Here is a 21,658-nt window from a genome sequence, read left to right as displayed (position 1 = left end):
ACACACATGCAATGGGAAGTCGTGATCGGGCTGGAGATTCACACTCAGCTCACCACCCGGTCGAAAATCTTTTCCGGTAGTTCCACCACATTCGGCTCCGAGCCGAATACCCAGGCCAGCCTCGTAGACCTGGGCATGCCCGGCGTGCTGCCGGTGCTCAACCAGGAAGCGGTGCGCATGGCAGTGATGTTCGGTCTGGCGATTGACGCCGAGATCGGTCAGCACAACGTCTTCGCGCGCAAGAACTACTTCTACCCGGACCTGCCGAAGGGCTACCAGATCAGCCAGATGGAATTGCCGATCGTCGGCAAGGGCCACCTGGACATCGCCCTGGAAGACGGCACGGTCAAACGCGTCGGCATCACCCGCGCGCACCTGGAAGAAGACGCCGGCAAGAGCCTGCACGAAGAATTCAACGGCGCCACCGGCATCGACCTGAACCGTGCCGGCACGCCGCTGCTGGAAATCGTTTCCGAGCCGGACATGCGCAGCGCCAAGGAAGCCGTGGCTTACGTCAAGGCGATCCACGCACTGGTGCGTTACCTGGGCATCTGCGACGGCAACATGGCCGAAGGCTCGCTGCGTTGCGACTGCAACGTGTCGGTCCGTCCGAAAGGCCAGGTCGAGTTCGGTACGCGCTGCGAGATCAAGAACGTCAACTCGTTCCGCTTCATCGAGAAGGCGATCAACTCGGAGATCCAGCGCCAGATCGAGCTGATCGAAGACGGCGGCAAAGTGATTCAGCAGACCCGCCTGTACGATCCGAACAAGGACGAGACCCGTCCGATGCGCTCGAAAGAGGAAGCCAACGACTACCGTTACTTCCCCGATCCGGACCTGCTGCCCGTGGTCATCGAAGAGTCGTTCCTCGGCGAGGTGCGCGCCACCCTGCCGGAACTGCCACCGCAAAAGCGCGAGCGCTTCCAGAGCCAGTTCGGTCTGTCGGCCTATGACGCCAACGTGCTGGCCACCAGCCGTGAGCAAGCGGATTACTTCGAGAAAGTCGCAGCCATCGGTGGCGACGCGAAACTGGCGGCGAACTGGGTGATGGTCGAGTTGGGCAGCCTGCTCAACAAGCAAGGCGTGGACATCGACGAATCGCCGGTTTCCGCCGAACAATTGGGCGGCATGCTGCAGCGCATCAAGGACAACACCATCTCCGGCAAGATCGCCAAAGTGGTGTTCGAAGCGATGGCCAACGGCGAAGGCAGTGCTGACGAGATCATCGAAAAGCGCGGCCTGAAGCAGGTCACCGACACCGGCGCGATTTCGGCCGTGCTGGATGAAATGCTCGCAGCCAACGCCGAGCAGGTCGAACAGTACCGTGCAGCGGATGAAGCCAAACGCGGCAAGATGTTCGGCTTCTTCGTCGGTCAGGCCATGAAAGCCTCCAAAGGCAAGGCCAACCCGCAGCAAGTGAACGAACTGCTGAAAAGCAAGCTCGAAGGCTGACCACAAATGGAGCCAGAGCCAAAGCCTGGCTCCATCCCCTGTAGGAGTGAGCCTGCTCGCGATCGCGAAATGTCAGACACTGAAAAGTTGACTGTCGAACCGCTATCGCGGGCAGGCTCACTCCTGCATTTGATTCGGGATACCTTTGAATGAAGCGTCTGTTCCTGAGCAGCGCCCTGCTCTCCCTGCTGGCCGGTTGCGCCAGCACCGACACCATCGACCCGCACGGTTACGACCAGAGCGGCGTCGCCTCCTATTACGGAGCCAGACACCACGGTAAACGCACCGCCAGCGGCGAAGCGTTCAACCAGCATTCCCTGACTGCCGCCCACCGCCAATTGCCCTTCGGCACGCGGGTAAAAGTCACCAATTTGAAAAACGATGAATCGGTGGTGGTCCGCATCAATGACCGCGGCCCGCACACCCGTGGCCGGCTGATCGATCTGTCGCGCGAGGCCGCCGAAGAAATCGGTATGCTGCGCAGCGGCACCGCGCGGGTTCGCGTACAGGCCCTCGATTAATGGAGCGCCGACCATTTTCGGATTAGCCGACCTACCCCTGATCAGCCTGATCGAACTGCTCGCCGGCCTGTGCCTGCTGATCTTCGGTGCCGAACTGATGGTGCGCGCGGCGGTGCGTCTGGCGGCACGTCTGCATGTACGCCCGCTGATCATCGGCCTGACCATCGTCGCCCTCGGCAGCAGCGCACCGCAAATGGCCGTCAGCCTGCAGGCAGCGCTGGCGCACAACCCGGACATCGCCGTCGGCAGCGTGGTCGGCAGCAGCATCTTCAATATCCTCGTCACGCTCGGACTGTCGGCGCTGATCATTCCGCTGCGCGTTTCGCGGCAACTGGTGCGACTTGATATTCCGCTGATGATCGGCGCCAGCCTGCTGGTGTTTCTGTTGGCCTGGAACAAAGAGATCGGCCGCTTCGACGGCATCTTGTTGCTTGCCGCTTTGGCGCTCTACCTCGGTCTGCTGTTGCGTCAGTCACGTCACTCGACACGGCCGCATTCCGAGCAACCTGACGTCGCCCAGGCGTCGTGGTTCGGCAGTTTGCTGATGATCAGCGTCGGGCTGGCGATGCTGGTGTTTGCCGGGCATCTGTTGCTGGGCGCCGCGGTTGTGGTCGCCACCGATCTGGGTTTCTCCGAACGGGTGATCGGCCTGACTGTGGTCGCGGTCGGTACCTCATTGCCGGAACTGGCCACCTCATTGATCGCCGCATTGCGCGGGCAACGCGATATCGCCGTCGGCAACGTGATCGGCGCCAACCTGTTCAACCTGCTCGGCGTGCTGGGCCTCACCGCGCTGATCGCACCGACGCCGTTGTCGGTCTCGCCGAATGCGCTGGATTTCGATTTGCCGGTAATGCTCGGGGTCGCGGCGCTGTGCCTGCCGGTGTTCTACTCCGGCTACCGCGTGACCCGCGCCGAAGGTTTGCTGTTGCTCGGTTTGTATCTGGTCTACGGGCTGCATGTGGTGTCGTTCACCACCGGCATGCCGTTGGCCGGCCGGCTCGAGCGACTGATGCTGTTTTACGTCTTGCCGCCGCTGTTGATGTTTTTGTTGTTCACGTCGATACGCGCCTGGCGCCGCCAACATCACAAGAAGGATATGCCATGACCGAATCGAAGCAGTCCGGGGTTGAAATCCGCCGTCAGGTAATGGGCGACGCGTTCGTTGATCGCGCGCTGGGCAACGCCACCGAGTTCACCCAGCCGTTGCAGGATTTCGTCAATGAACACGCCTGGGGCGGGGTGTGGAATCGTGAAGGCTTGCCGCTGAAAACCCGCAGCCTGATCACCCTCGCCGCGCTGACCGCACTCAAGTGTCCGCAAGAGCTGAAGGGCCATGTGCGCGGCGCGCTGAACAATGGCTGCACGGTGGAGGAGATTCGTGAAGCGCTGCTGCATTGTGCGGTGTATGCCGGCGTGCCGGCAGCGATTGACGCGTTTCGTGCGGCGCAGGAAGTGATTGATACCTACCAAAAACCGGAATGATTCGGCGCGGCTGAAATAGCTATCGCGAGCAGGCTCACTCCTACAAGGGGAACGCATTCCAAATGTAGGAGTGAGCCTGCTCGCGATGGGGCCATCAGCAGCACCGCACAATCCAGGTCAGATCCACCCACCCCACTGCAACACAAAGATCCCGATATTGGTCGTGATCGCCGCCATCAATGTGGTCATTACGATAATCGCCGCCGCCAGTTCATGATTGCCCTGCGCCGCCCGCGCCATGACGAAACTCGCCGCGGCCGTCGGGCTGCCAAAGTACAGAAACAGAATCCCCAGCTCCGCCCCGCGAAAGCCCCATAGCCACGCGCCCAGCGTCGCCAGCACGGGCAAGCCGACCATTTTCACCAGACTGGAACTGAGCGCCATCTTGCCGCTCTTGCGCAACGCCGCCAGCGACAGCGTGCCACCGATGCAGATCAGCGCCAGCGGTAATGTGGTCTGCGCCAGATACTGACCCGACGTCTCCAGCCAACCCGGCAAGGCGATCTTGAAATAGGCAAAGGGCGCCGCGGCGATCACGCTGATGATCAGCGGGTTGCTGAACACGCTTTTGCAGATGCTCCACGGATCGGACTTGATCACCGGGCTGTAGACCGCCAGGACGATGGTCGACAGGGTGTTGTAAAACAGGATCACCAGCGCCGCGAGAATAGCGCCGAGGGAAATCCCGTAGTCACCGTACATGCTCGCCGCGAGGGCCAGACCGATCACGCCGTTGTTGCCGCGAAACGCGCCTTGGGTGTAGATGCCGCGATCTTCCCGCGGACAACGGAAAATCGCCCAGCCCCAGGCCACGGCAAAGCTCACCAGGGTGGCGAGGGAGAAGTAGATCAGCAGAGACGGTTGCAGGGCGGCGTGCAGGTCCGCATGCAGGATGCCGAGAAACAGCAGCGCCGGCATGGTCACGTTGAACACCAGCGAGGAGGCGGTGTGAATGAAGTTGTCGTTGATCCAGTCGATGCGCTTGAGCAGCACACCGAGAAACAGCATGGCAAATACCGGCGCGGTGATGTTCAGGGTTTCGAGGAAGATTGCCAGCATGCCGGGGGTGCCTTGGGTGAGCGTCGATTAGGGGCAATGATAAAGCAAAAGCCCCTCACCCTAGCCCTCTCCCAAAGGGAGAGGGAACCGATCGGGGGATATTTAAAAAATCCACCGACCTGCAATCACATCGTCGAATCCATAATCGACCCGATTTGTCGGGTCGATGTATAGCGCAAAACAACTCGGTCGGCCCCCTCTCCCTCCGGGAGAGGGCTGGGGTGAGGGGCTTTTGATCTTCCATGAAACGATCAGGTAATCGGCGCCGGGTTGAACAAGGTGATGTCGTTATGCAGCTTGTGCTTCTCCGCCCAGGTCTGTTGCTTGCCGCTCGCGACATCCAGATAGTAGTGAAACAGCTCCCAACCCAACTCCTCGATGGTCGCGCGTCCGGTAGCAATGCGCCCGGCATCGATGTCGATCAGATCCGGCCAGCGCTGCGCCAGTTCGGTTCGCGTCGAGACCTTGACCACTGGCGCCATCGCCAGCCCGTAAGGCGTGCCACGCCCGGTGGTGAACACATGCAGGTTCATCCCCGCCGCCAGTTGCAAGGTGCCGCAGACAAAATCGCTGGCCGGTGTCGCACAGAAAATCAAACCCTTCTGCTTGAAGCGCTCGCCCGGGCCGAGCACGCCGTTGATCGCGCTGCTGCCCGACTTGACGATCGAACCCAGCGACTTCTCGACAATGTTCGACAAGCCGCCCTTCTTGTTGCCCGGCGTGGTGTTGGCACTGCGATCGGCCTCGCCCTTGGCCAGGTAACGGTCGTACCAGTCCATTTCGCGCACCAGCTCTTCAGCCACGGCTTGCGTTTGTGCGCGAGAGGTCAGCAGGTAGATCGCGTCGCGCACTTCGGTGACTTCGGAAAACATCACCGTCGCCCCGGCACGCAGCAGCAGATCCGAGGCAAAACCCAGCGCCGGGTTGGCGGTGATGCCGGAGAAGGCATCGCTGCCGCCGCACTGCATGCCCAGAATCAGCTCGGACGCCGGCACGGTTTCACGGCGGCGCTGGTCGAGCTTCTTTAAACGGACCTCGGCCAGTTCCATGATCTGCTCGATCATTTCAGTGAAGCCGTGGCTGGAGTCCTGCAAGCGATACAACCACGGGTCGCTGAGATCGACCGACGCATCGTCCTCGTGCATCACCTGTCCGGCCTGCAATTTCTCGCAGCCCAGGCTGATCACCAGTGCCTCGCCGCCCAGGTTCGGGTTGCGCGCCAGATTGCGCACGGTGCGGATCGGAATGTAGGCGTCGGTGGCGGTGATCGCCACGCCGCAGCCGTAGCTGTGGGTCAGTGCCACCACGTCATCGACGTGAGGGTACTTGGGCAGCAGCTCTTCCTTGATCCTTTTCACCGCATGATCGAGCACGCCGGTGACGCACTGCACGGTCGTAGTGATGCCGAGAATGTTGCGCGTGCCGACGGTGCCGTCGGCGTTGCGATAACCCTCGAAGGTGAAGCCTTCCAGTGGAGCCTGCGCGTCCGGCACGTCGGTGGACAGCGGCAGGCTGTCCAGCGGAGGTGCGGTCGGCATGCGCAGTTGATCTTCCTTGACCCAACTGCCGCGACGGATCGGCTGCAAGGCATAACCGATGATCTGCCCGTAACGAATCACCGCGCCGCCCTCGGGAATGTCTTCCAGGGTGACCTTGTGGCTCTGCGGAACGAAATCCACCGTCACCAGACCATCGGCAAATTCAGTGCCGGCCGGTACGCCCTGGTCGTTGACCACCACTACAACATTGTCCCGCTCGTGCAGGCGGATGTAGCGCGGCGAGTCGGAATGTTCAATCAACTGCATGACGCCGCTCCTCAGGAATGCGCTTGAGACAAATTGCCGGTGGCTTCATTACCGCCCTTGGCAGGCGGCTCTTTGAGGACCACACGCTTGATCGGGCCGACGATCACCAGATAACTGAACACCGCGACCAGTGCGTTGGCACCCACAAACACCAGCGCCCATTTGAACGAACCGGTAGAGCTGATGATGTAGCCAATCACGATCGGGGTGGTGATCGAAGCGATGTTGCCAAAGGTGTTGAACAGGCCGCCACTCAAACCGGCGATCTGCTTCGGCGAGGTGTCGGACACCACCGCCCAGCCCAGTGCGCCCACGCCTTTGCCGAAGAATGCCAGGGCCATGAAGCCAACGACCATCCATTCCACTTCGACATAGTTGCACGCCACGATGCTGCTCGACACCAGCAGACCGGCAATGATCGGTGCCTTGCGGGCGAAGGTCAGCGAGTGGCCCTTGCGCAACAGGTAATCGGAAATCACCCCACCGAGCACCCCACCGATGAAGCCGCAGATCGCTGGCAACGAAGCGATGAAACCAGCCTTGAGAATGGTCATGCCACGCTCTTGCACCAGATACACCGGGAACCAGGTCAGGAAGAAATACGTGATGCCGTTGATGCAGTACTGGCCCAGATACACGCCGAGCATCATGCGGTTGGTCAGCAACTGACGGATGTAATCCCACTTCGGACCGTCGGCCTTCTTGCCCTTCTGGTCCATGTCGACCATGCCGCCGTTGTCGGCGATGTGCTTGAACTCGGCGTCATTGATGCGTGGATGCTCGCGCGGGCTGTAGATCACTTTCAGCCAGACCAGCGAGAACACGATACCGAGGATCCCCATGACGATGAACACGTGCTCCCAGCCGAAGCTGTAGACGATCCAGCCCATCAGCGGCGCGAACAACACGGTGGCGAAGTACTGCGCCGAGTTGAAGATCGCCGAGGCGGTGCCGCGTTCAGCGGTCGGGAACCACGCGGCAACAATGCGCGCATTGCCAGGGAACGATGGCGCTTCGGCCAGGCCCACAAGGAAACGCAGCATGAACAGCGCAACCACCGCGGTGGACATGCCGAATTCACCGACAAAGCCTTGCAGCACGGTGAACAGCGACCAGGTGAAAATGCTCAGCGCATAGACTTTTTTCGAGCCGAAGCGATCGAGCAGCCAGCCACCGGGGATTTGCCCGGCCACGTAGGCCCAACCGAATGCGGAGAAGATGTAGCCGAGGGTAACGGCGTCGATGCCCAGATCCTTTTGCAGGCTGGAGCCGGCAATGGCGATCGTGGCACGGTCGGCGTAGTTGATCGTGGTCACCAGAAACAGCATGAGCAGGATCAAATAGCGGACGTGAGTCGGCTTGGACGATTGCATGTAGATGTACTCCCACTGATTATTTTTATGCGGGGTGAAGCTTCTTTGGTCTTGCTTTTGTGGGAGCTGGCCTGCCGGCGATGGCCTCACTGCGGTGTTTCAGTCACACCGCGGTGATGCCATCGCTTGCAGGCAAGCTCCCACAGGGTCAGGAACCGATGTAACTGGTCTTCACGACTGTGTAGAACTCTTGCGCATAGCGGCCCTGCTCGCGCGAGCCGTAGGACGAACCTTTACGGCCACCGAACGGTACGTGGTAATCGACACCGGCGGTCGGCAGGTTGACCATTACCATCCCGGCCTGGGAGTGGCGCTTGAAGTGGTTGGCGTACTTCAATGAAGTGGTGGCGATGCCGGCGGACAGACCGAATTCGGTGTCGTTGGCCATCGCCAATGCCGCTTCGTAGTCCGCCACGCGCACGACGTTGGCGACCGGGCCGAAGATCTCTTCACGGCTGATGCGCATCGACGCTTCACTGTCGGCGAACAAAGTCGGCGCGAGGAAGTAGCCTTCGGTGTCGCAGGTCACCACACCACCGCCGCTGACCAGACGCGCACCTTCGGACTGGCCGATGTCGATGTACTTCATGTCCTGTTCGAGCTGCGCCTGGGACACCACCGGACCAATGTCGGTGCCGGCTTTGAGGGCGTGGCCGACCTTGATCGACTTCATGCGTTCGGCCATGGCCTCGACGAATTTGTCGTGGATGCCGGCGGTCACGATCAGACGGCTCGACGCCGTGCAGCGCTGACCGGTGGAGTAGAACGCACTCTGCACCGACAGCTCGACGGCTTGCTTGAGGTCGGCGTCGTCGAGAATGATCTGCGGGTTCTTGCCGCCCATTTCCAGCTGCACCTTGGCCTGGCGCGAAACGCAGTTGACTGCGATCTGCCGACCAACGCCTACCGAACCGGTGAAGCTGATGCCGTCGACTTTCGGGCTGTTGACCAACGCCTCGCCAACCACGCGACCGCTGCCCATTACCAGGTTGAACGCACCGGCCGGGAAGCCCGCGCGGGAGATGATTTCCGCCAGGGCCCAGGCGCAGCCCGGCACCAGATCGGCAGGCTTGAGCACCACGCAGTTGCCGTAGGCCAGGGCCGGGGCGATTTTCCAGGCAGGAATGGCGATCGGGAAGTTCCACGGGGTGATCAGGCCGACCACGCCCAGCGCTTCGCGAGTGACTTCAACGTTGACGCCCGGGCGTACCGACGGCACGTAGTCACCGGACAGGCGCAGGCATTCGCCGGCGAAGAACTTGAAGATGTTGCCGGCGCGGGTCACTTCGCCGATGGCTTCCGGCAGGGTCTTGCCTTCTTCGCGAGCCAGCAGCGTGCCAAGTTCTTCGCGACGGGCGAGGATTTCGGTGCCGACCTTGTCCAGCGAATCGTGACGGGCCTGAATGCCCGAAGTGGAATACGCCGGGAATGCCGCGCGGGCGGCGTCGATGGCAGCGTTGACCTGATTCAGGTCAGCCTTGGCGTAGTCGCCGATGTTGTCGCTCAATTCGGACGGGTTGATGTTGGCCGAGTAATCGGCACCGGCGACCCACTCGCCGTTGATGTAGTTGTCGTAGCGTTTTGCTGTTGTCACAGGGCAGCCCTCAACTCTAAAAGCCTTTACGCAAAAAGCCGCTGATTGCTCAGCGGCCTCGCTCTACTCAGGTGTTACTGCGCGCCCTGCTTGTCGATCAGCGCGGCGAGCATGTCGTACTCTTCGCCGGTCAGGTCGGTCAGCGGCGCACGCACCGGACCTGCGTCATAGCCGGCGATTTTCGCCCCGGCCTTGACGATGCTCACGGCGTAACCGGCCTTGCGGTTGCGGATGTCCAGGTACGGCAGGAAGAAGTCATCGATGATCTTGCCAACGGTGGCGTGATCTTCACGGGCGATCGCGTGGTAGAAGTCCATCGCGGTTTTCGGGATGAAGTTGAACACCGCCGAGGAGTAGACCGGCACGCCCAGCGCCTTGTAGGCCGCGGCGTAGACTTCAGCGGTCGGCAGACCACCGAGGTAGCTGAAACGATCACCGAGGCGGCGACGGATCGACACCATCAACTCGATATCGCCCAGGCCATCCTTGTAACCGATCAGGTTCGGGCAGCGCTCGGCCAGACGTTCCAGCAGCGGCGCGTTGAGGCGGCAAACGTTGCGGTTGTAGACGACCACGCCGATGTTCACCGATTTACACACGGCTTCAACGTGAGCGGCAACGCCGTCCTGGCTCGCTTCGGTCAGGTAGTGCGGCAGCAGCAGCAGACCTTTGGCGCCCAGACGCTCGGCTTCCTGAGCGTATTCGATGGCCTGACGGGTCGAACCGCCCACGCCGGCGAGGATTGGCACGCTGGTCGCGCAGGTGTCGACGGCAGTCTTGATGATTTCCGAGTATTCGCTGGCGGCCAGGGAGAAGAACTCACCGGTGCCGCCCGCTGCGAACAGGGCCGAAGCGCCATACGGAGCCAGCCATTCCAGGCGTTTGATGTAGCCCGCGCGGTTGAAATCGCCTTGCGCGTTGAAATCGGTCACCGGGAACGACAGCAGGCCGGCAGAGAGGATGGACTTCAGTTCTTGTGGATTCATTATTCGAACACCCTGGTAGCAACGTTTTATTGTGAGTGGACCGTTCAGCCTTGGCTGAAGTTGTAGGTCATCGTACAACTTAAAAGATAACCGTCAACTGCATTTCATCGTTGTCGGCACTTTTTTGTCTGACAAGATTGGCAGTCGCGCGGGGCAAAATCGCTGCAACGCCCGTCCTTGCGGCTTCCGTTCACGGAAATATCTGGTCTGGATTCGTTTAAGTCATTGAGGGCGAGCGGCTCGTAAAGTGGGTCGACTGCCACGAAGGATCGTGGCGGACCACTCAAAGGAAGCCGTATGTCGATGCATTTTTCCGCCCCCACCCTCACCCACGCAGCCCCTGCGAAAGACGACTGCGTCACCGTTCATCTTTCGCAATTGCCGGACATCCTCACTGTGCAGGTTCCGGATTCCAGCGATTTCGCAGCGAACTGGACCGTCTACGCGATCCTCGGCAGCGATGGCGAAGAACCCGAATGGGAGGGAGACGAAGTCGATACCGGCGCCTGGGACGATGCCGAAGATGAAATGGAAAAGCTGTTCGACATCGAGGTGCAGTTGCCGAAGGAAGCACTGCAACCGTACCTGGGCCGCGAGGTAGAGCTGCGCTACAAGTTTCGGGATGAGTCGAGTATGGAGCCGTATTCGCTGCCGCTGAGGCTGCGAATAGAGGCGTAATACTTACCCTCGCTGCGCCTGCGCCTCTTCATGAGCCTGGCGCAGCCTCTCACGGCTGTTGGTCAAATGCAGGCGCATCGCCGCGCGGGCAGCATCGGAATCCTGACGGGCGATCGCGTCGTAGATTTCCTCGTGCTCACGGCTCAGGCGGCCCATGTAGTGCTGCTGGTCATCATGGGCCAGGCGCGCCGAGTTAAGCCGGGTACGCGGAATGATGCTGGTGCCCAGGTGGGTCATGATGTCGGTGAAATAGCGGTTGCCGGTGGACAGGGCGATTTCCAGGTGGAAGGCAAAGTCTGACGACACGGCATCGCTGGCGTGGGACGCGCTTTCGTTCAACGCATCGAGGGCGGCGCGCATGGTTGCCAGTTGTTCGGGCGTGCGGCGTTGTGCGGCGAGGCCGGCGGATTCGACTTCGAGGCTGATGCGCAATTCGAGGATAGCCAGAACGTCACGCAGGGTGACGACGGTCGCCGGGTCGATACGGAAACCACTCGGGCTCGGCGTGTCGAGGACGAAGGTGCCGATGCCATGGCGGGTTTCCACCTGACCTGCGGCCTGCAGACGGGAAATCGCCTCACGCACCACGGTGCGGCTGACGCCATGGGCTTCCATGATCGCCGACTCGGTGGGCAACTTGTCACCACGTTTGAGCAGACCATCGCGGATCTGCTCGCTCAGCACCGTCACCAGTTCCTGAGCCAGACTGCGGCGCTTGCGCGGTAGGCGCGGGGTGTCCATCAGCTTTTCCATGGTCTGCATCTTGTCTCGAAAGTTCGGCTTGCGGCCATCATAGCTCAAGCGGGTTGTACGATCACCGCCCAGATCACAATGCTCCTTATAGGAGTGAGCCTGCTCGCGATGGCGTCAGTTCAGTCGGCATCCTCTTTGACTGTCATACCGCTATCGCGAGCAGGCTCACTCCTACAGGGAATGCGTGGTGTCAGGCCGTTACGGTTTGTTCGACCAAATGCCCGCTATCGATCCGCACATGCCGTGGATGGAAACGTTTCAGACTGCTGCGATGGCCGACGCTGACGATACTCAACCCCGGGATCTGATCGACCAGCGCCTGGTACAGCGTCGCTTCGTCCTCCTCGTCCATCGCCGAGGTCGCTTCGTCCATGTACAGCCATTGCGGTGCATAAAGCAGCGCGCGGGCGAAGGCCAGGCGCTGCTGTTCGCCCGGCGACAGCATGCGCTGCCAGTGATTGGCTTCGTCCAGCCGTGCAACCAGATGCGGCAGGCGACAGGTTTCCAGTACCTGGGCATAACGCTCTGTTGCGTAAGTGTCGCCCGGTTGTGGATAACTCAGCGCTTCGCGCAAGGTACCGATCGGCAGATACGGTTTCTGCGGCAGGAACAGATAACGCGCCGCTGGCAGGCGAATATTGCCATGCCCCGCCGGCCACAAGTGCCCCATCGCCCGCAGCAACGTCGACTTGCCGCTGCCGGAACGCCCGCTGAGCATCACTCGCTCACCCGGTTCCACGGTCATGTCGGCGTTGGTCAACAGATGACGGCCGTCGGCCAGATCCAGCCCGAGGTTATGCACCTGCAATTCGCTGCCCCGGTTCTGCACATCAATGGCTGGAGCCCGCTCTTCGTTGTCGCTCATGGCCTGACGGAAGCTCAGCAGACGATCACAGGTCGCACGCCACGCGGCCAGATCCGCGTAGGCAGTGATGAACCAGCTGAAGTTCTCCTGCACGTTGCCGAACGCCGAGTTGATTTGCATCAGCTCGCCCAGTTCGATCTTGCCGGACAGGTAGCGCGGCGCCGCGACGATAAACGGGAAAATGATTGCGATCTGGCCGTAGCCGGAGGTGAAGAACGTCAGACGCTTGGACACGCGCATGATGTCCCAGAAGTTGTGCCAGACCAGGCCGAAGCGGCTGCTCAAACGGCGATTTTCATTCGGCTCGCCGTTGTACAGCGCAATACTTTCGGCGTTTTCCCGCACCCGCACCATGGAGAAACGCAGGTCGGCCTCGAAGCGTTGCTGCTGGTTGTTCAGACCGATCAAGCGGCGACCGATCAGGTGCGTCAGCCAACTGCCGACAGCCGCATAGAGCAGCGCACACCAGAACATGTAGCCGGGAATCTCGATACCAAAGACCTCGATGCTGCCCGAAACGCCCCACAAAATAATCGAGAACGACACCAGGCTGACAATCGTGCGCAGCAGCCCGAGGCCCAGGCTCAGGGTGTTGGCAGTGTAGGTGTTGAGGTCTTCGGAAATTCGCTGATCGGGGTTATCGGTGTAACCGCCCTGCTCCAGCTGGTAATAGTTCTTGTGGTCGAGCCAGCGCTTGAAGTGCTTTTCGGTCAGCCACGCCCGCCAGCGGATAGTCAGCATCTGCGTCAGGTACAGGCGATACACCGCACCAAGAATCGCCACCGCAGCAATGCCGCAGAAATACAGGATCAACTGCCAGAACGCCGCCTCGTCCTTCTTCTGCAAGGCGTTGTAGAAGTCCTTGTACCAGCTGTTGATCCACACCGAGATGGCCACGCTGAACAATGTCAGTGCAATCACGGCAATCAGCAATGTCCAGGCCTTGCCCTTCTCTTCACTGCGCCAATAAGGCGTGGTCATCGCCCAGACTTTGCGAAAAAACTGCCCGCGCACAGCATCGTTGACCGCGGAATATTCAGCGTTCTGATTCATGGATAAGGCTCGATAAAGATAAGAACAGACACGCACCGATCATAGATGATCGGTGCGTTTCATCGCGAGGGCTGGCGATAGTCGTTCAGCGCAGGTTCAGCGACGAACCGGGCGCTTCTGCAGTTTGCGCTGCAGGGTGCGGCGGTGCATGCCCAAGGCGCGGGCAGTGGCGGAGATGTTGCCTTCGTGCTCGGTGAGCACACGCTGGATGTGCTCCCACTGCAGGCGGTCGACCGACATCGGGTTTTCCGGCACCAGACTGTCGAGGTCGGCGTGCTCGGACAGCAACGCAGCCAGCACGTCGTCGGCGTCGGCCGGTTTGCACAGGTAGTTGCAGGCACCGCGCTTGATCGCCTCGACCGCCGTGGCAATGCTCGAATAACCGGTGAGGATCACCACGCGCATTTCCGGGTCCAGCTCCAGCAGCTTGGGCAACAGCACCAGACCGGAGTCACCGTCCATTTTCAGGTCGAGCGCGGCGTAATCCGGCAGATCGGCCTGAGCGATGGTCAAGCCTTCTTCGGCGGAACCGGCGGTGCTGACGCGAAAGCCACGGCGGGCCATGGCACGCGCCATCACGCGGGTGAAGGTTGCGTCGTCATCGACCAGCAGCAAATGCGGCAGTTCTTCGCCTTCGACTTGGATTTCGTCACTCATGTTAGGTCTCCTCGGGCGCCGTGGGGCAGGCGCAGCTCGGTGAGCGTGCCGCCTTCCTCATGACTATAGAGTTTCACTGAGCCGCCGGCGCGTGTCACGCTGGCCTTGCTCAAAAACAGGCCCAGGCCGAAACCTTTGCCCTTGGTGGTAAAAAACGGTTTGCCGATCTGCTCGGCAATGGCCAGCGGCACACCGGCGCCGTGGTCGCGGATGCTGATGGTCAGCGTTTCCGCATCCCAATCCAGGGTGACCTGGAGGTTTTCCGGGCAGGCGTCGGCGGCATTGTTCAGCAGATTGAGCAGCGCCTGGGTCAGATCCGGCGGCGGTGCCATGCGCGGCACGCTGCCCTGGCCGAGACGCTGGAAGCGATAACTGGCCTCCGGGCGCATCAGATGCCAGCGGTTCAGCGCTTCGTCGAGCCAGTCGGTGACGTCCTGCATTTCTACCGCCAGACGCCGGTTGGCCTCGGCGGCACGGACCAGTTGCTGCAAGGTTTCCTTGCACAGCTTGACCTGATCTTGCAGCACCTTCAGATCGTCCTGCAACATCGGGTCGGGATGGTCCTGCTGCATTTCCTTGAGCAACACGCTCATGGTCGCCAGCGGCGTGCCAAGTTCATGGGCAGCGCCTGCGGCCTGAGTGGCGACGGCGAGCAACTGCTGATCGCGCAAACCTTCCTCACGGCGAATCGCCCGCAACTCTTCCTGACGGCGCAACTCTTCGGCCATGCGCGCAGCGAAAAAGGTAATCACCGCCGCCGCCAATGCAAAGCTCAGCCACATGCCGTAGATCTGCAGATTCTCGCGGGCCACCGGCAAGGTCTCCAGCGGATAGAAACGCGTCAGCATCACCGTGTACAACGCCAGCGCAATGCCCGACAGGATCACCGAATAGCGCCACGGCAGCGTCACCGCGGCGATGGTCAGCGGCACCAGATAATAGGAAACGAACGGGTTGGTCGAGCCGCCGGAGAAATACAGCAGCGCACTGTGAATCACCAGATCGCACGCCAGTTGCAGCGCGTATTCAAGCTCGGTCACCGGCCACGATGTGCGCAGACGCACGGCGGTGAATACACAGAGCAAGGTCGAACAGCCGAGGGTCATCGCCAGTTGCACCCACGGCAACGGCAACAATTGCAGCCAATACGCCAGCCCCACAGAACCGGCCTGCGCGGCGAGCACGAGGGTGCGAATGAACGTCAGCCGCCAGAGGTTCTGGCGAGTGGCGGAAGTCAGTTGTACGGGGGCGAGCATGAGCTCTCCTGATGAGCGCTCCAGGCGGATCGCAGGGAGTATAACCAAGGCGCGGGCGTGAGAGGCGAAAGTGCGGCAAACGACCACAGGAAAGCAGCTGCAAGTTGCAAGCTTCAAGCGGCAAGCAAGATCAAAAACGCCGCAGTTCTTGCTCTTGCTTTTACTTGCAGCTTGAAGCTTGCAACTTGCAGCTGCTTTATAGAGTCTGATGGTTCACGCAGGCTCGAACCAACACCTGCGCCCCCTCAAGGAGCTTTCATGCACACAGTTCGCCGCAGCGCCGCCCTTCTCGCCCTGACCGTGGGCAGCATCGCCAGCCTTCCGGCCCTGGCCGCCGATGAGCTGCACTACAACCAGATTTCCCTGCGCGCCGAAGTCAGCCAGGAAGTGGCCCGCGATCAGATGATCGTGACGCTCTACACCGAAGACCAGAACACCGACCCGGCCAAACTCGCCGCCGCCATCAGCACCACGATGAACAAGGCAACGGCCCAGGCCAAGCAAGTCAAGGACATCACCCTGCGCACGGGCAGCCGCAACAGCTACCCGATCTACGACACCAAGGGCCAGAAAATCACCGGCTGGCGTGAACGCGCCGAACTGCGCCTGGAAAGCACCGACTTCGCCGCCCTGTCGAAACTCACCGGCGAGCTGCTGACCGACCTGAAAATGGGCGGCATGGACTTCGCCATCGCCGACCCGACCCGCAAGGCCAGCGAAGACCAGTTGCTCAAAGAAGCCGTCAGCGCTTTCAAGGCCCGCGCACAACTGGCCACCGACGCCCTGGGCGGCAAAGGCTACAAAATCGTCAACCTGAACCTCAACAGCAACGGTTACCCACAACCGTACCTGCGCGCCCCAATGATGATGAAAGCCGCCGCCATGGATTCAGCACCGGTGACACCAGAAGTTGAAGCCGGCACCAGTCAGGTCAGCATGACCGCCGATGGCTCGATTGAAGTGTTGATGCAGTGAATTGAGCTTGGCTGAATGAAGGACCGCCGATCGGTGAATGATCGGCGGTTTTTTTATGCCGGGGATTTGTGGTGAATGCTCCACCGCTTTCGCGAGCAGGCTCGCACACAGTTTGAAATGCATTCCCCTGTAGGAGTGAGCCTGCTCGCGAACAACGATGACGCGGTCTCAAGCCTGCGGATCAACCCGATCCAGCGCCCGATTCACCGCCAGCTCCGCCAGCATGATGATCTGCTGAATCGCCAGCACCGTATTGCGCTCGGGCCGGCCCAGTTGATCGGCAAAGTTTCCGGCAAGGGTATTCGCCGAAGCCAGTGACTCACAGGCATGAGCCAGCAGGCTCTCAGTGTCGATGTCGGGCTGGATCAAAAACATCGTGCTCGGTGGATGCGGTTTGCTGGGTGGAGGGCAGAGATAGAAATCGAGGGCACGCTTTATGGCTTCGCGGTTCTTGATTTGATCGTCGGCGCGGACGGCGTCTTCGAGAGGGGTTGTGGGTTCAAGGGGTGGGTCGGGGACAATTTTATCTTTCATACAAATCTGCTCGTAATTCGAGCCGCCCTTAGCCATTTCTCACGTGACGAAGGGTGGCAGCTATGTGCGGAGTGAGAAACCGGTGAGCAGAAAACCGGCCAGACCGAAGTCTGCCCGCACACAGCCGCCATAAGGCATCGCGACAGCTGATAAGCCGGCCGCAATTATGGTCTTACTGGTGCCAGTTTCAAGCTCAGCGGGTTCTCACACCCGATCACTGAACATTCAGCGACACCCAGAGCCTAGAGAGCGAGCGTCCGACGGACAACCTGAAAACCTTGTGGGAAGGTTCTGGTTATCTGACACAGCTTTAAACAGCCAAAAGCCATCCCTCACCCTAGCCCTCTCCCGGAGGGAGAGGGGACTGACCGCGGTGGATGCGAAAGCCACTCCGACCTGAAATACCGAGTCGAACTCAGGTTTTGAACGGCCCACGAATCGGCTCCCTCTCCTGGGGGAGAGGGCTGGGGTGAGGGGCGAATCCACCGAAAATCCCAAGCCATGCGTCGCTTCTCACCACTCAATAGGCCGAGTGTCAGCTCGCCTGCTTTTGATCTTGCGTCACCGGCGACGTCGGAAGGCTGAGTGGAGGGATCGATCCGGGCGTGGGAGCGCAGCGACCGTCTGGCGCAGCCAGACACAGCGGAAGGAGGTGCAGCGAAGCAAACCGTAGCCGCTGCGCCCGGATCGGTCCCGCAGCGAAGGGACCCGAGCCTGCGAGGGCCGTACGCAGGAGCAAGCGTTTTTTTGCTTACTTTTTTTAGGCGTTTGTAAAAAAAGTGAGTCGCCGTCAGGCGAAACCATAAGCCGCCGTTACCGCAGCAACGGATATACACCCAAAACAACACAACATAAGCCTCTATATACCGAGACAGACACCCCAACACGAAAAACGATATTTCCGAAGCCCCGCAAATCCCCGCTACCCTGAAAAACATAGCCAGCAAATCCCCGGGGACTCCATGCCAAGATTCACCCTCAAACCACTACTGATCACCCTCGCACTAACGACCATAGCCCCGATCACACATGCCGCCACAACCCTGGTCTACTGCTCCGAAGCCAGCCCCGCCGGCTTCGACCCCAGCCAATACACCAGCGGCACCGACTTCGACGCCTCCGCCGAAACCGTCTTCAACCGCCTCACCCAATTCCAGCGCGGCGGCACCGACATCGAGCCCGGCCTGGCGACAAAATGGGACGTCTCCAGCGACGGCCTGCAATACACCTTCCACCTGCGCGAAGGGGTGAAATTCCACACCACCGACTACTTCACCCCGACCCGCGACTTCAACGCCGACGACGTCGTATTCACCTTCCAGCGCCTGCTCGACCCGGCTAACGCCTTCCGCAAGGCCTACCCCGCCGAGTCCCCGTACTTCACCGATATGGGCCTGAACACCACGATCAAATCGGTGGAAAAACTCAACGAGCACAGCGTGCGCTTCAATCTCAACAACGTCGACGCTGCCTTCGTGCAGAACCTCGCCATGAGCTTCGCCTCGGTGCAGTCGGCCGAATACGCCGCGCAGCTATTGAAGGAAGGCAAAGCCGCCGACCTCAATCAGAAACCCATCGGCACTGGCCCGTTCGTGTTCAAGCGCTACCAGAAGGATTCGCAGATCCGCTATGTCGCGAACAAGGCCTACTGGAAACCCGAAGACGTGAAGATCGATAACCTGATTTTCTCGATCACTCCGGACGCGGCCGTACGTCTGCAAAAACTCAAGGCCGGTGAATGCCAGGTCAGCGGCTACCCGCGCCCGGCCGATATCGAAGTGATGGAAAAAGACCCGAACCTGCGCGTGCTCAAGCAGCCCGGTTTCAACCTCGGTTTCCTCGCCTACAACACCACGCACCCGCCACTGGACCAGCTAAAGGTGCGTCAGGCGCTGGACATGGCCATCGACAAGCCGGCCATCATCAAGGCCGTTTACCAAAGTGCCGGCCAGTTGGCACACAACGCCTTGCCGCCCGCGCAATGGTCGTACGATTCGAACATCAAGGACGCGCCATACGACCCGGAAAAAGCCCGGGTGCTACTGAAAGAAGCAGGGGTTGCGCCGGGTACAACCATCAACCTCTGGGCGATGACAGTGCAGCGCGCATCGAACCCGAATGCACGCATGTCGGCGCAGATGATCCAGCAGGACTGGGCGAAGATCGGCATCAAGGCCAACATCGTCAGCTACGAGTGGGGCGAGTACATCAAACGCGCGAAAAACGGCGAGCACGACGCGATGATCTACGGCTGGACCGGCGACAACGGCGACCCGGACAACTGGCTCGGCGTGCTCTACAGCTGCGCGGCGGTAAAGGGCAGCAACTATGCCAAATGGTGCGACCCGGCCTACGACAAGCTCGTTCAGCAAGCCAAGGTTGCTACTGATAAGGCGCAACGGATAAAGCTGTATCAACAGGCGCAACTGATCCTTAAACAACAAGTGCCAATCACGCCGATTGCCAACTCCACGGTGTTCCAGCCGCTGCGCAAGGAAGTCACTGATTTCCGTATCAGCCCGTTCGGTCTCACCCCCTTCTATGGCGTGGGTATAAATAGGTAACACCGAGCCCCAACGCAGCGCGCACAACGTGACCGGCGCACTGTTTTGGGGCTCGATTTGCACCGTAAAAACCACCCGCAAACGGTCAAATGCGTCAGAAGTTATACGGATGCGACATTAAGGTACGTTCGTGCCACGCTTTGACGCCGCCGACCGCTCTGGATCTTGCATTGGGTATGGCCCCTGCATAAGTATCCGCAGGCACGACTCACGAGGTCGTACCTCACTACTAAAAAATGACAACAAATCATGAGGCCAACATGCTTAAACACGCGGTCATTCCGTTTTTAGTCGGCGCAGGCTTGTTAGCCTCCGCACCGTTCGCATCCGCTGCGACTAACCTGGTGTTCTGCTCCGAAGGCAGCCCGGCCGGTTTCGACCCAGGCCAGTACACCACCGGAACCGACTTCGACGCCTCAGCCGAAACCATGTTCAACCGTCTGACCCAGTTCGAGCGCGGCGGCACCGCCGTGATTCCTGGGCTGGCGACCAAGTGGGACATTTCCGATGACGGCCTGACGTACACCTTCCACCTGCGTGAAGGCGTCAAGTTCCACACCACCCCGTATTTCAAGCCGACTCGTGAATTCAACGCCGACGACGTGCTGTTCACTTTCAACCGCATGATCAACAAGGACGACCCTTTCCGTAAGGCGTACCCGACCGAATTCCCGTACTTCACCGACATGGGGATGGACACCAACATCACCAAGATCGATAAGGTCGACGACCACACTGTCAAGTTCACGTTGAAAGAAGTCGACGCCGCGTTCATCCAGAACCTGGCGATGAGCTTCGCTTCCGTGCAGTCCGCCGAATACGCGGCCCAGCTGCTCAAGGATGGCAAAGCCGCCGACATCAACCAGAAGCCGATCGGCACTGGTCCGTTCGTGTTCAAGAGCTACCAAAAAGATTCCAATATCCGTTACACCGGCAACAAGGATTACTGGAAGCCGGAAGACGTGAAGATCGACAACCTGATCTTCGCCATCACCACCGACCCGTCGGTGCGTATCCAGAAGCTGAAAAAGAACGAGTGCCAGGTCACCCTGTTCCCGCGTCCGGCCGACCTCAAGGCGCTGAAAGAAGACAAAGCGCTGAAGATGCCGGATCAGGCCGGTTTCAACCTCGGCTACATCGCCTACAACGTGATGGACAAGGTCAAGGGCAGCAACGAAGCCAACCCACTGGCTGACCTGCGCGTGCGCCAGGCGCTGGACATGGCGGTGAACAAGCCGCAGATCATCGATTCGGTTTACCAGGGCGCGGGTCAACTGGCCGTCAACGCCATGCCGCCGACCCAGTGGTCCTACGACACCACCATCAAAGACACCAAGTACGACCCTGAGAAAGCCAAACAGCTGCTCAAGGAAGCCGGCGTCAAGGAAGGTACCGAAATCGTGCTGTGGGCGATGCCGGTACAACGTCCATACAACCCGAACGCCAAGCTGATGGCCGAAATGCTCCAGTCCGACTGGGCCAAGATCGGCTTGAAAGTGAAGATCACCAGCTACGAATGGGGCGAGTACATCAAGCGTTCCAAAGGTGGCGAGAACCAGGCCATGATCATTGGCTGGAGCGGTGACAATGGTGATCCGGACAACTGGCTGAACGTGCTGTTCGGCTGCGACTCGCTCAGCGGCAACAACTTCTCCAAGTGGTGCGACAAGAAGTTCGACGGTCTGGTGAAAGAAGCCAAACGCACGACCGATCAGGGCAAGCGCACCGAACTGTACAAACAGGCGCAACACGTCCTCAAAGATGCAGTCCCGATGACACCTATCGCTCACTCGACGGTGTACCAACCCATGCGCGCCAACGTGCAGGATTTCAAGATCAGCCCATTCGGCTTGAATTCTTTCTACGGCGTCAGCGTCAGCAAGTAAGGCATTGCAACGGCGGCGTTTCTGACGTCGCCGTTGCTTTTTCTACCGGGCAAACAGGAAAAGGCCTACACCAAAATCCGTAGTAGATGATTGCTTCGGTATAGGCGCGTCGACTTTTCCTACGAGCATTAAGGCTTTTACGTATTTACTGCCAGAAGCACG

The 21,658-nt window shown here is 60.2% G+C and carries 18 protein-coding genes; 8 read left to right on the top strand and 10 right to left on the bottom strand.

Translation table 11 applies throughout. The features are described 5' to 3' along the window. Nucleotides 1–6: 6 nt before the first annotated feature. From gatB to BLU52_RS02640, 4 genes are all read left to right on the top strand, one after another. Entirely contained in the window at nt 7–1,452 is a 1,446-nt protein-coding gene (gatB, locus tag BLU52_RS02655; RefSeq protein ID WP_090281763.1) for an Asp-tRNA(Asn)/Glu-tRNA(Gln) amidotransferase subunit GatB, read from the top strand. A 149-nt stretch (nt 1,453–1,601) separates the two neighbouring features. After that, entirely contained in the window at nt 1,602–1,973 is a 372-nt protein-coding gene (locus tag BLU52_RS02650) for a septal ring lytic transglycosylase RlpA family protein (protein ID WP_090281762.1), read from the top strand. 46 nt (nt 1,974–2,019) lie between these two features. Then, nucleotides 2,020–3,081 carry a calcium/sodium antiporter gene (locus BLU52_RS02645; RefSeq protein ID WP_090281761.1) on the top strand — a complete coding sequence of 354 codons (1,062 nt, stop codon included), beginning with the start codon at nt 2,020–2,022 and terminating at the stop codon, nt 3,079–3,081. Then, complete coding sequence (locus BLU52_RS02640; protein ID WP_090281760.1) at nt 3,078–3,458, top strand: carboxymuconolactone decarboxylase family protein; 381 nt, start codon at nt 3,078–3,080, stop codon at nt 3,456–3,458. The genes BLU52_RS02645 and BLU52_RS02640 overlap by 4 nt, the downstream gene beginning before the upstream one ends. 117 nt (nt 3,459–3,575) lie before the next feature. Here the strand turns inward: BLU52_RS02640 and BLU52_RS02635 are convergent, their stop codons facing one another. The 5 genes from BLU52_RS02635 to kdgD all read right to left on the bottom strand — a co-directional run bounded on the left by BLU52_RS02635 (nt 3,576) and on the right by kdgD (nt 10,275). Continuing rightward, nucleotides 3,576–4,517 (bottom strand): AEC family transporter, encoded by a 942-nt coding sequence (locus BLU52_RS02635; protein WP_090281759.1) that lies wholly within the window; start codon nt 4,515–4,517, stop codon nt 3,576–3,578. A 251-nt stretch (nt 4,518–4,768) separates the two neighbouring features. Continuing rightward, complete coding sequence (garD, locus tag BLU52_RS02630; RefSeq protein ID WP_090281758.1) at nt 4,769–6,322, bottom strand: galactarate dehydratase; 1,554 nt, start codon at nt 6,320–6,322, stop codon at nt 4,769–4,771. 11 nt (nt 6,323–6,333) lie between these two features. After that, entirely contained in the window at nt 6,334–7,695 is a 1,362-nt protein-coding gene (locus tag BLU52_RS02625) for an MFS transporter (RefSeq protein ID WP_090281757.1), read from the bottom strand. Between the two features lie 148 nt (nt 7,696–7,843). Beyond that, entirely contained in the window at nt 7,844–9,289 is a 1,446-nt protein-coding gene (locus BLU52_RS02620) for an aldehyde dehydrogenase family protein (protein ID WP_090281756.1), read from the bottom strand. 74 nt (nt 9,290–9,363) lie between these two features. Next, entirely contained in the window at nt 9,364–10,275 is a 912-nt protein-coding gene (kdgD, locus tag BLU52_RS02615; RefSeq protein WP_090281755.1) for a 5-dehydro-4-deoxyglucarate dehydratase, read from the bottom strand. 297 nt (nt 10,276–10,572) lie between these two features. Between kdgD and BLU52_RS02610 the strand changes: the two genes are divergently transcribed. After that, nucleotides 10,573–10,953: a hypothetical protein gene (locus BLU52_RS02610; protein ID WP_090281754.1), complete on the top strand. Its 381-nt coding sequence runs from the start codon at nt 10,573–10,575 to the stop codon at nt 10,951–10,953. Between the two features lie 3 nt (nt 10,954–10,956). On the opposite strand, the gene BLU52_RS02605 is transcribed toward BLU52_RS02610, so the two are convergent. From BLU52_RS02605 to BLU52_RS02590, 4 genes are all read right to left on the bottom strand, one after another. Beyond that, nucleotides 10,957–11,706, bottom strand: a complete 750-nt coding sequence (locus tag BLU52_RS02605; RefSeq protein WP_177344124.1) for a FadR/GntR family transcriptional regulator — start codon at nt 11,704–11,706, stop codon at nt 10,957–10,959. 190 nt (nt 11,707–11,896) lie between these two features. Further along, the gene (locus BLU52_RS02600; RefSeq protein WP_090281753.1) at nt 11,897–13,624 is read right to left on the bottom strand and encodes an ABC transporter ATP-binding protein/permease; all 1,728 of its coding nucleotides are present in this window, start codon (nt 13,622–13,624) and stop codon (nt 11,897–11,899) included. Nucleotides 13,625–13,720: 96 nt separating this feature from the next. After that, entirely contained in the window at nt 13,721–14,281 is a 561-nt protein-coding gene (locus tag BLU52_RS02595; protein ID WP_003221630.1) for a response regulator transcription factor, read from the bottom strand. Beyond that, nucleotides 14,278–15,537 (bottom strand): ATP-binding protein, encoded by a 1,260-nt coding sequence (locus BLU52_RS02590; protein WP_090281752.1) that lies wholly within the window; start codon nt 15,535–15,537, stop codon nt 14,278–14,280. The genes BLU52_RS02595 and BLU52_RS02590 overlap by 4 nt, the downstream gene beginning before the upstream one ends. A gap of 258 nt (nt 15,538–15,795) precedes the next feature. Between BLU52_RS02590 and BLU52_RS02585 the strand changes: the two genes are divergently transcribed. Further along, nucleotides 15,796–16,512 carry an SIMPL domain-containing protein gene (locus tag BLU52_RS02585; protein ID WP_090281751.1) on the top strand — a complete coding sequence of 239 codons (717 nt, stop codon included), beginning with the start codon at nt 15,796–15,798 and terminating at the stop codon, nt 16,510–16,512. A 168-nt stretch (nt 16,513–16,680) separates the two neighbouring features. On the opposite strand, the gene BLU52_RS02580 is transcribed toward BLU52_RS02585, so the two are convergent. Then, entirely contained in the window at nt 16,681–17,046 is a 366-nt protein-coding gene (locus BLU52_RS02580; RefSeq protein ID WP_167359883.1) for a DUF6124 family protein, read from the bottom strand. Between the two features lie 962 nt (nt 17,047–18,008). Between BLU52_RS02580 and BLU52_RS02575 the strand changes: the two genes are divergently transcribed. Continuing rightward, entirely contained in the window at nt 18,009–19,610 is a 1,602-nt protein-coding gene (locus BLU52_RS02575) for an ABC transporter substrate-binding protein (RefSeq protein ID WP_090281749.1), read from the top strand. Nucleotides 19,611–19,870: 260 nt separating this feature from the next. Further along, a complete protein-coding gene (locus BLU52_RS02570) occupies nt 19,871–21,496 on the top strand; it encodes an ABC transporter substrate-binding protein (RefSeq protein ID WP_090281748.1) in 1,626 nt (541 codons plus the stop codon). The last annotated feature ends 162 nt before the right edge of the window (nt 21,497–21,658 follow it).

It is taken from the genome of Pseudomonas granadensis, assembly GCF_900105485.1.
Classification (GTDB): domain Bacteria; phylum Pseudomonadota; class Gammaproteobacteria; order Pseudomonadales; family Pseudomonadaceae; genus Aquipseudomonas; species Aquipseudomonas granadensis.
The sequence above is the reverse complement of the archived record's forward strand: the minus strand, read 5'-3'. Positions and strand labels throughout refer to the sequence as shown.

Excerpts from the sequence above, each read along its gene's own strand:
- gatB (WP_090281763.1), top strand. The coding sequence starts at position 7 with ATGCAATGGGAAGTCGTGATCGGGCTGGAGATTCACACTCAGCTCACC.
- BLU52_RS02650 (WP_090281762.1), top strand. The coding sequence starts at position 1,602 with ATGAAGCGTCTGTTCCTGAGCAGCGCCCTGCTCTCCCTGCTGGCCGGT.
- BLU52_RS02640 (WP_090281760.1), top strand. The coding sequence starts at position 3,078 with ATGACCGAATCGAAGCAGTCCGGGGTTGAAATCCGCCGTCAGGTAATG.
- BLU52_RS02635 (WP_090281759.1), bottom strand. The coding sequence starts at position 4,517 with ATGCTGGCAATCTTCCTCGAAACCCTGAACATCACCGCGCCGGTATTT.
- garD (WP_090281758.1), bottom strand. The coding sequence starts at position 6,322 with ATGCAGTTGATTGAACATTCCGACTCGCCGCGCTACATCCGCCTGCAC.
- BLU52_RS02625 (WP_090281757.1), bottom strand. The coding sequence starts at position 7,695 with ATGCAATCGTCCAAGCCGACTCACGTCCGCTATTTGATCCTGCTCATG.
- kdgD (WP_090281755.1), bottom strand. The coding sequence starts at position 10,275 with ATGAATCCACAAGAACTGAAGTCCATCCTCTCTGCCGGCCTGCTGTCG.
- BLU52_RS02610 (WP_090281754.1), top strand. The coding sequence starts at position 10,573 with ATGTCGATGCATTTTTCCGCCCCCACCCTCACCCACGCAGCCCCTGCG.
- BLU52_RS02605 (WP_177344124.1), bottom strand. The coding sequence starts at position 11,706 with ATGGAAAAGCTGATGGACACCCCGCGCCTACCGCGCAAGCGCCGCAGT.
- BLU52_RS02600 (WP_090281753.1), bottom strand. The coding sequence starts at position 13,624 with ATGAATCAGAACGCTGAATATTCCGCGGTCAACGATGCTGTGCGCGGG.
- BLU52_RS02595 (WP_003221630.1), bottom strand. The coding sequence starts at position 14,281 with ATGAGTGACGAAATCCAAGTCGAAGGCGAAGAACTGCCGCATTTGCTG.
- BLU52_RS02590 (WP_090281752.1), bottom strand. The coding sequence starts at position 15,537 with ATGCTCGCCCCCGTACAACTGACTTCCGCCACTCGCCAGAACCTCTGG.
- BLU52_RS02585 (WP_090281751.1), top strand. The coding sequence starts at position 15,796 with ATGCACACAGTTCGCCGCAGCGCCGCCCTTCTCGCCCTGACCGTGGGC.
- BLU52_RS02580 (WP_167359883.1), bottom strand. The coding sequence starts at position 17,046 with ATGAAAGATAAAATTGTCCCCGACCCACCCCTTGAACCCACAACCCCT.
- BLU52_RS02575 (WP_090281749.1), top strand. The coding sequence starts at position 18,009 with ATGCCAAGATTCACCCTCAAACCACTACTGATCACCCTCGCACTAACG.
- BLU52_RS02570 (WP_090281748.1), top strand. The coding sequence starts at position 19,871 with ATGCTTAAACACGCGGTCATTCCGTTTTTAGTCGGCGCAGGCTTGTTA.